General features: G+C 70.6%; 10 protein-coding genes. 8 read left to right on the top strand and 2 right to left on the bottom strand.

From position 1 onward, the window contains the following. The 6 genes from ACFFNX_RS05335 to ACFFNX_RS05310 form a co-directional block, all read left to right on the top strand. On the top strand, window positions 1–673 hold a 673-nt coding region (locus ACFFNX_RS05335), incomplete at its 5' end, for a F0F1 ATP synthase subunit delta (RefSeq protein ID WP_378196055.1). A gap of 37 nt (window positions 674–710) precedes the next feature. Next, the gene (gene atpA / locus ACFFNX_RS05330) at window positions 711–2,348 is read left to right on the top strand and encodes a F0F1 ATP synthase subunit alpha (protein WP_378196052.1); all 1,638 of its coding nucleotides are present in this window, start codon (window positions 711–713) and stop codon (window positions 2,346–2,348) included. 3 nt (window positions 2,349–2,351) lie between these two features. Further along, a complete protein-coding gene (locus ACFFNX_RS05325) occupies window positions 2,352–3,275 on the top strand; it encodes a F0F1 ATP synthase subunit gamma (RefSeq protein ID WP_378196049.1) in 924 nt (307 codons plus the stop codon). An 8-nt stretch (window positions 3,276–3,283) separates the two neighbouring features. Beyond that, window positions 3,284–4,723: a F0F1 ATP synthase subunit beta gene (atpD, locus tag ACFFNX_RS05320; RefSeq protein WP_378196046.1), complete on the top strand. Its 1,440-nt coding sequence runs from the start codon at window positions 3,284–3,286 to the stop codon at window positions 4,721–4,723. A 27-nt stretch (window positions 4,724–4,750) separates the two neighbouring features. After that, window positions 4,751–5,140: a F0F1 ATP synthase subunit epsilon gene (locus tag ACFFNX_RS05315; RefSeq protein ID WP_378196043.1), complete on the top strand. Its 390-nt coding sequence runs from the start codon at window positions 4,751–4,753 to the stop codon at window positions 5,138–5,140. A gap of 34 nt (window positions 5,141–5,174) precedes the next feature. After that, window positions 5,175–5,612 (top strand): DUF2550 domain-containing protein, encoded by a 438-nt coding sequence (locus tag ACFFNX_RS05310; RefSeq protein WP_378196039.1) that lies wholly within the window; start codon window positions 5,175–5,177, stop codon window positions 5,610–5,612. Here ACFFNX_RS05310 and ACFFNX_RS05305 read toward each other — a convergent pair. Continuing rightward, window positions 5,605–5,784 (bottom strand): hypothetical protein, encoded by a 180-nt coding sequence (locus tag ACFFNX_RS05305; protein ID WP_378196036.1) that lies wholly within the window; start codon window positions 5,782–5,784, stop codon window positions 5,605–5,607. The genes ACFFNX_RS05310 and ACFFNX_RS05305 overlap by 8 nt on opposite strands. Between ACFFNX_RS05305 and ACFFNX_RS05300 the strand changes: the two genes are divergently transcribed. Both ACFFNX_RS05300 and ACFFNX_RS05295 read left to right on the top strand, forming a co-directional pair. Next, window positions 5,776–6,840 (top strand): saccharopine dehydrogenase family protein, encoded by a 1,065-nt coding sequence (locus ACFFNX_RS05300; RefSeq protein WP_378196033.1) that lies wholly within the window; start codon window positions 5,776–5,778, stop codon window positions 6,838–6,840. The genes ACFFNX_RS05305 and ACFFNX_RS05300 overlap by 9 nt on opposite strands. 10 nt (window positions 6,841–6,850) lie before the next feature. Continuing rightward, window positions 6,851–7,861: a HEAT repeat domain-containing protein gene (locus tag ACFFNX_RS05295; protein ID WP_378196030.1), complete on the top strand. Its 1,011-nt coding sequence runs from the start codon at window positions 6,851–6,853 to the stop codon at window positions 7,859–7,861. 12 nt (window positions 7,862–7,873) lie between these two features. On the opposite strand, the gene ACFFNX_RS05290 is transcribed toward ACFFNX_RS05295, so the two are convergent. After that, window positions 7,874–8,467: a cob(I)yrinic acid a,c-diamide adenosyltransferase gene (locus tag ACFFNX_RS05290; protein ID WP_378196027.1), complete on the bottom strand. Its 594-nt coding sequence runs from the start codon at window positions 8,465–8,467 to the stop codon at window positions 7,874–7,876. Window positions 8,468–8,597 lie beyond the last annotated feature (130 nt).

Here is an 8,597-nt window from a genome sequence, read left to right as displayed (position 1 = left end):
GCTCGCGGACCCGGCCCGGCCGGCCGAGCAGCGGTCCGGGCTCGCCGCGGCCGTGCTCGACGGCAAGGTGTCCCGGACGGCGGCCGAGCTCGTCGCCGGGATCGTCGGCCTGCGGTGGGGACGCTCGACGGACCTCACCGACGCGGTCGAGCGGTTCGCCGTGATCGCGGAGGTGGCGAGTGCCGAGGCGGCGGGCCGCCTCGACGACCTCGAGGACGAGCTGTTCCGCTTCGGCCGCATCGTCGAGGCGCAGCCGGAGCTGCGCGGCGTGCTGGTCGACCACCGTGTGGCGGGCGACCGCAAGGCCACACTGGTGGCCGAGCTGCTGGAGGGCAAGACGACTCCGGCCACCCTGCGGCTGGTCACGGAGGCCGTGACACAACCTCGAGGACGTAGTCTGGAGCGTGTGCTCGCGGAGTTCGGCCGCATCGCCGCCGAGCGCCGCAATCGCCTGGTCGCGGTGGTCCGCACCGCGGTGGACCTGAGCGAGCAGCAGAAGACGCGGCTCACCGCCGCGCTCTCGGCGCAGTACGGCCGCAGTGTTCACGTGAACATTGAGGTTGATCCCGCCGTTTTGGGTGGAATGTCCATCCGAGTGGGGGATGAGGAAATCGACGGCACCATCGTGCGACGGCTGAACGACATCCGCCGGCGTATCGAGCGGGCGAGCTGAACCCAAGCATCGAACTCACGGAGAGAGACGAAGAAGAATGGCGGAGCTGACGATCCGGCCGGAGGAGATCCGGAGTGCGCTCGAGCGCTTCGTCCAGGCGTACGAGCCGGAGGCCGCCGCGAGCGAGGAGGTCGGGACCGTCGTCGAGTGCTTCGACGGTATCGCCTTCGTCGAGGGTCTTCCCTCGGCCATGGCGAACGAACTCCTTGAGTTCGAGGACGGTACGCGCGGCATCGCGCTGAACCTTGACGTTCGGCAGATCGGTGTCGTCATCCTGGGCGATTTCTCCACTATCGAAGAAGGCCAGCAGGTCCGCCGCACCGGCGAGGTCCTGTCGGTCCCGGTCGGCGACGGCTACCTCGGCCGGGTCGTCGACTCCCTCGGCAACCCCATCGACGGCAAGGGCGCGATCGAGACGACCGGCCGCCGCGAGCTCGAGCTCCAGGCGCCCGGCGTCATGCAGCGCCAGCCCGTGGGCGAGCCGCTGCAGACGGGCATCAAGGCGATCGACGCCCTCACGCCGATCGGCCGTGGCCAGCGCCAGCTGATCATCGGTGACCGGCAGACGGGCAAGACCACCGTCGCGATCGACACGATCCTGAACCAGAAGCAGGCGTGGGAGAGCGGCGACCCGAGCAAGCAGGTGCGCTGCATCTACGTCGCCGTCGGCCAGAAGGGCTCGACGATCGCGCAGGTGCGGGCCACACTGCAGGACGCCGGCGCGCTGGAGTACACCACGATCGTGGCGGCTCCGGCCTCCGAGCCCGCGGGCTACAAGTACATCGCCCCCTACACCGGCTCGGCCATCGGCCAGCACTGGATGTACCAGGGCAAGCACGTCCTGATCGTGTTCGACGACCTGTCCAAGCAGGCGGAGTCCTACCGCGCGATCTCGCTGCTGCTGCGCCGCCCGCCGGGCCGCGAGGCGTACCCCGGTGACGTCTTCTACCTCCACTCGCGTCTGCTGGAGCGCTGCGCGAAGCTCTCGGACGAGCTGGGCGCGGGCTCGATGACCGGCCTGCCGATCATCGAGACCAAGGGCAACGACGTCTCCGCCTACATCCCGACCAACGTCATCTCGATCACCGACGGGCAGGTCTTCCTGGAGACCGACCTGTTCAACCAGGGTGTCCGCCCGGCCATCAACGTCGGTATCTCGGTGTCGCGCGTCGGCGGCGCTGCGATGACCAAGGCGATGAAGAAGGCCACGAGCAACCTGAAGCTGTTCCTGTCGCAGTTCCGCGACCTGGAGGCGTTCGCGGCGTTCGCGTCCGACCTCGACGCGGCCTCGCGCGCCCAGCTGGACCGCGGCGCCCGCCTGGTCGAGCTGCTCAAGCAGCCGCAGAACGACCCGTTCCCGATGGAGGAGCAGGTCGTCTCGATCTGGTCCGGCACCAACGGTGAGCTGGACGAGGTGCCGATCGAGGACATCCGCCGGTTCGAGGCCGAGTTCCTCGACTACATCAAGCGCACCGACGCGGGCCTGCTCGAGACGATCCGGGAGACCGGAAGGTTCGAGGACGACACCGTCACGAAGCTCAAGGACCTCATCGCCGAGTTCAAGAAGGGCTTCGAGACGACCAGCCACGGCCTCCTGGTGCAGGAGGAGACGGTCGAGGCGATCGACGCGGACGACGTGGAGCAGGAGAAGATCACCCGCGTGAGGAAGAAGTAGCCGATGGGTGCCCAGCTTCGGGTCGTACGGCGCCGCATCGCCTCGACGAAGTCGATGGCGAAGATCACGCGTGCGCAGGAGCTCATCGCCTCGTCGCGGATCGTCAAGGCTCAGCAGCGGGTGCGGGAGTCGGGGCCGTACGCCCGGCAGATCACGCGGGCCATCTCCGCGCTGGTCAGCCACAACGTCGGCGTCAGCCACCCGCTCCTGGAGGAGCGGCCCGACAGCAGGCGGGTCGCGGTGCTGCTGATCACGAGCGACCGCGGCTTCGCCGGCGGCTACAACGCCAACGTCATCCGTGAGGCCGAGGGTCTGATGACCCTGCTGCGGGAGCAGGGCAAGGAGCCCGTCCCGTACATCGTCGGCCGCAAGGGCGTCGGCTGGTACCGCTTCCGCGAGCGCGAGTACGCCGACGAGTGGACCGGATTCAGCGACAACCCGCGGTTCGAGCACGCCGAGACCATCGGGCGCGCGCTCGTCGAGGAGTTCAACAGGCCGACCGAGGAGGGCGGTGTGGACGAGATCCACATCGTCTACACCGAGTTCGTCTCCATGCTGACGCAGACCGCCCAGGTGCACCGTCTGCTGCCGCTGGAGATCGAAGAGGCCGAGGAGCTTCCCGAGGATCAGCGTTCCCAGGGCGCACTGCCGGCGTACGACTTCGAGCCGTCGGCCCAGGCGGTCCTCGACGCGCTCCTGCCGAACTACATCGAGAGCCGGATCTGGCACATGCTGCTCCAGGCGGCCGCGTCCGAGCACGCCCAGCGCCGGCGGGCCATGAAGTCGGCGACCGACAACGCCAACGATGTGATCGAGACCCTGACGCGGGTGGCCAACCAGGCGCGGCAGGCCGAGATCACGCAGGAAATCAGCGAGATCGTCGGTGGCGCGAACGCGCTGGCCGAGACGTCCGCGGGGAGTGAGTGAGAGCCACCATGACTGCTTCGGTTGAAGAGACCGCCACCTCCACGGCGACGGGTCGCGTCGCCCGTGTCACGGGCGCCGTCGTCGACGTCGAGTTCTCCGTCGAGACGATGCCCGACATCTACAACGCGCTGCACATCGACGTCACGCTCGGTGGTGCGGAGCGCAGGCTGACCCTGGAGGTCGCCCAGCACATCGGCGACAACATGGTCCGCGCGATCTCGCTGCAGCCCACCGACGGCGTCGTCCGCGGCGCCCCGGTCTTCGACACGGGCGCGGCGATCTCGGTGCCGGTCGGCGACGGGGTCAAGGGCCACGTGTTCAACACGATCGGCGAGTCCCTCGACGTGCCGACCGCCTCGCTCGACGTCAGCGAGCGCTGGCCGATCCACCGGCACGCGCCGGCGTTCGACCAGCTCGAGAGCAAGACCGAGATCCTCGAGACCGGCATCAAGGTCATCGACCTGCTCACCCCGTACGTCAAGGGCGGAAAGATCGGCCTGTTCGGCGGCGCGGGCGTGGGCAAGACGGTGCTCATCCAGGAGATGATCACCCGTGTCGCCCGTAACCACCGGGGCACCTCGGTGTTCGCCGGTGTCGGCGAGCGCACCCGTGAGGGCACCGACCTGCTGCTGGAGATGAAGGAGGCGAACGTCCTCAAGGACACCGCCCTCGTCTTCGGCCAGATGGACGAGCCGCCGGGCACCCGTCTGCGGGTCGCGCTGTCGGCGCTGACCATGGCGGAGTACTTCCGCGACGTCCAGAACCAGGACGTGCTGCTGTTCATCGACAACATCTTCCGGTTCACCCAGGCGGGTTCGGAGGTCTCCACGCTGCTGGGCCGCATGCCGTCCGCGGTGGGCTACCAGCCGACCCTCGCCGACGAGATGGGCGAGCTGCAGGAGCGGATCACCTCGACCCGCGGCCACTCGATCACCTCGATGCAGGCGATCTACGTGCCCGCGGACGACATCACCGACCCCGCGCCGCACACCACCTTCGCCCACCTCGACGCCACGACGGTGCTCTCGCGTGCGATCACGGAGAAGGGCATCTACCCGGCGGTGGACCCGCTCGACTCCACGTCGCGGATCATGGACCCGGTCATCCTCGGCCGGGAGCACTACGACGTCGCCCAGGAGGTGAAGCGGATCCTCCAGCGCTACAAGGAGCTGCAGGACATCATCTCCCTCCTCGGCATCGACGAGCTCTCCGAAGAGGACAAGATCACGGTGGAGCGGGCGCGCCGCATCGAGCGGTTCCTGTCCCACCCGATGCACATGGCCGAGGCGTTCACCGGTCAGAAGGGCGAGGACGTCCCGCTCAGCGACACGATCGCGTCCTTCAAGGCGATCACCGAGGGCAAGTACGACCACCTTCCGGAACAGGCGTTCTTCATGGTCGGCAGCATCGACCAGGCGGAGAAGAAGGCCCAGGAGCTCCAGAAGTAGCCGAGGCCGGGTTCAGAGGAGAACGAAGTGGCAAAGCTACGCGTGGAGCTGGTCTCGCCGGAGCGCGAGATCTGGGCCGGCGAAGCCGATATGGTCGTGGCCAAGACCATCGAGGGTGAGATGGGCATCCTGCCCGGCCACGCGCCGGTCCTCGGCGTGATGGTGGACGGCAGCGTCGTGCGCATCCACCCGGCCGACGGCGGCGAGCCCGTCGCGGCGATGGTCTCCGGTGGATTCTTCTCGGTCGCCTCAAACGAGGTGTCGGTGCTCGCGGAGTACGCCGAGTTGGGCGGCGAGGTCGATGTCCGCGCCGCCCGCGAGGAGTACGAACGCGTGTCGGCGCAGGAGGGCGACGAGGCCGCCGCGGCTCAGCGCCGCGCGCGGGCACGGCTGAGAGCCGCCGGCCAAGAAGTCTGATCGGCACCGGTCTCCGCGGGGGAAGCAGGGGGGAGTGGGCGGGCACCTGGCACTCGACGCGGGGGCGGTCCTTGCCGCCGTCCTGCTGGCGGTCATCGTCGTGTTCGCCATGCTCTCAGTGAGACGCTGGCTGCTCGAACGCCGCGGCGGCACGGTGGAGTGCAGCCTGCGCGAGCCGAACGGCCGCGGCGTGTGGCGGCTGGGCATCGGCCGCTACAACGGTGACGAGTTGCTCTGGTTCGCAATCTTCGGTTTCCGTTTCAGGCCCCGGCGGGTGGTTCACCGCCGGGGCCTCGTCGTGTCCGGCCGCCGCACGCCGAAGGCGGAGGAACAGGCCGCCCTCCACCCGGACACGGGCATCGTCGAGGTCCTCGACGACGGGCACACCGTCGAACTGGCGATGAGCGGCGCCGCCCTGACCGGCTTCCTGGCCTGGCTGGAGGCCTCCCCGCCCGGCTCCTCGCTCAACTGACGGTCTGCCTGCGAAAGGCGCGGCGGCAGGCGTCCGGGCATGCCGCCGGGAGCGTGGTGACGCGCGACCCGTCCAGCAGGCCGGCGCGAACATGTCCGAAAATGCGTGCATGATGGCGCTCCGGACGCTCGCGCGGGATCGCCGCCGTCGGCACGATGGTCTCGTGGGTCATTCGAGTGCGGGTCGCAGGGTGGCGGTGTACGGCGCCTACGGGCACACCGGGCGCTTCGTGGTCGAAGAGTTGGGAGACCGCGGGTTCGTTCCGATCGTCGCGGGCCGGAACGCCGGCAGGCTACGCGCGCTGGGCACGGGACTCGACGTCCGCCCGGCGTCGGTCGAGGACCCGGCTTCGCTCGACCGCGCGCTGGCCGGAGCGTCCGCCGTGATCAACTGTGCCGGGCCCTTCGGCGCGACCGCCGCCCCGATCATCGAGGCGGCGCTGCGAGCCGGGATTCCCTATGTGGACATCGCGGGCGAGATCGAGGTCAACCTCGACACGTTCGCGCGCTTCGCGGAGCCGGCCCGCGCCGCAGGGGCCGTGGTGCTCCCCGCGATGGCCTTCTACGGCGGCCTGGGTGACCTGCTGACCACGGCCGCCATGGGCGACTGGACGGCGGCCGACGAGGCGCACATCGCGTACGGGCTGAGCGACTGGCATCCGACCGCCGGGACCAGGGCAGCGGGCAGGATGTCCGGGCGGCGGCGGGGCGGGCGGGGCGTCCGCTACACCGGCGGCCGGGTGGAGTACCACGACGATGATCCGCCGGCCCTGGAGTGGCCCTTCCCGGCGCCGTTGGGCACCCGCGCGGTCATCGGGGAGTTCGCGATGGCCGACATCGTCACCGTCCCCAGCCATCTGCGCATCCCCGAGGTGCGGACGTACATGACCGTCGGGGCGGCCAGGGACGTGTCCTCTCCGGACACACCGGCGCCGACCGCGGTCGATCGGCGCGGGCGGTCCGCGCAGACGTTCGTGGTCGACGTCGTCGTGTGCTCCGGCGGCGTGCGACGGCGCGCGGTGGCACGCGGCCAGGACATCTACGCGGTCAGCGCCCCGCTCGCCGTGGAGGCCGTCCACCGGGTCCTCACCGGGCGGGCCGGCGCGGTCGGCGTGGTCTCGGCCGGCGAGATCTTCGACGCGCCCGACTTCCTCCGCGCGCTGTCGCCCCACATCTCGTTCGAACCCGGGCCCGAGAACTCGCCGGCGCCATCGCACCCGGCCGGGTGAGAATGCCGGGATGGAACCCGCGGTGGAGGATCTGGTCGGCCGGGCCGTCGCGCTGGCACGCGATCTCCAGGACGGCGACGATTACGAGGCGGTCTGGGAGGTCCTCCGCGAGGTCGCGGCGGACGGGCCGGCGTCGCTCCGGGCCGGTACCGACCTGCTCGCCTCGTCTGATCCGGTGGCCCGCTCGGTCGGCTGCGACCTGCTCGGCTGCGCCGGTGACCTGCACGAAGCGGTCCGCGCGGACGCCGCGTCCGCGCTGCTGACGCTCGCGCCGGCCGAGACCGACGCCGACGTGACCTGGTCGATCGCGCAGGCGCTCGGCAGCACGTACGACCGGCGGGCCGTACCCGTCCTGGCGTCCCTGGCCGCCCATCCGGACGCCGACGTCCGCCTCAAGACGGCTCAGGCACTGCCCTCGATGCCGCCTGAAGAGGCGGTGATCGGCGCGCTGATCCGGCTCACCGCCGATGAGGATCCCCAAGTACGGAACTGGGCGACGTTCGGTCTCGGCAGCCAGGTCGACGCCGACACGCCCGCCGTACGGGAGGCGCTTCGGGCACGGCTCGGCGACGACGGTGAGGACGTGCGCGCCGAGGCGGTGTTCGGCCTGGCGCGGCGGCGTGATCCCCGTGCCACGGCCCGCGTCATCGAGCTCCTCGAGGCGGAGCAGGGCATCTTCTCCTGGGGGCTAGAGGCCGCCGCGTGCCTGCGCGACCCGGCGCTGCTCCCGTACCTGACCGGGTACGACGCCGCGTCTCCACCGGTCGCGGCGGCACTGCGCGAGTGCGACCCCGCGGCGCGGCGGCGGCGGGACGACTTCGCCGCGGCGCTGCTCCACTCCGTGTACGACCGGAGCCCGGCCGCGGGGGCCGCGGTGTTCTCCACGCTGTTGGAGACCGGGCTCACGCTGCGGACGGCCGACGCCGTGGGCACGCGTGTCTGGTCGGTCGAGGCGCTCATGGAACGCGCCGGAGGCGACCCGCGACGAGCGGCCGACGTCGTCACGCGAGAGTCCGTGTGACTCCCCGTACCGTCAGCGCTCGCCGCCCGGCTTCCACAGGATGTCGCCGGTCTCGGCGTTGGCGACGCGGCCGAGGATGAACAGCAGGTCGGACAGGCGGTTGAGGTAGCGGGCGGTCAGCGGGTTCATGTCCGCGTGCGTCTCCAGGGCCGTCCACGTCGAGCGCTCCGCCCGGCGTACGACCGTGCGGGCCACGTGCAGCAGCGCGCCGCCGGGCGCGCCTCCCGGCAGGATGAAGCTGCGCAGCGTCGGCAGGCCCTCGTTGTGCTCGTCGCAGGCCGCCTCCAGCCAGGTGACGTACTCCTCGGTGATCCGCAGCGGCGGGAACTCCGGGTCCTCCACGACCGGGGTGCACAGGTCCGCGCCGACGTCGAACAGGTCGTTCTGCACCCGCCGGAGGGCGGTGGCGACCGCGTCGGGCAGGCCGCCGAGCGCGACGGCGACACCGATGGCGCTGTTGGCCTCGTCGACGTCCGCGTACGCGACCAGTCGTGGATCGGTCTTGGCGGTACGGCTCATGTCGCCGAGGTTGGTCGTGCCGTCGTCACCGGTGCGGGTGTAGATCTTCGACAGCACGACCGGCTGGTCGTCGCGGTCCTTGGCCATGGCACCAACCCTACGAGATGGATTCGCCGGCGCAGGCAACGCCCGATGCCGTCTGCTGCGTCTTCCCGGGTGACAGCCGTTCCGCAGCCGTTCGCGCGGGCCGGCCTGACAAGTGGCGCCCGGCGGACCT

The organism is Actinoallomurus acaciae (assembly GCF_042429965.1).
Taxonomy (GTDB): domain Bacteria; phylum Actinomycetota; class Actinomycetes; order Streptosporangiales; family Streptosporangiaceae; genus Actinoallomurus; species Actinoallomurus acaciae.
Note: the sequence above shows the minus strand (reverse complement) of the source record. Positions and strands in the feature narration are given on the sequence as shown.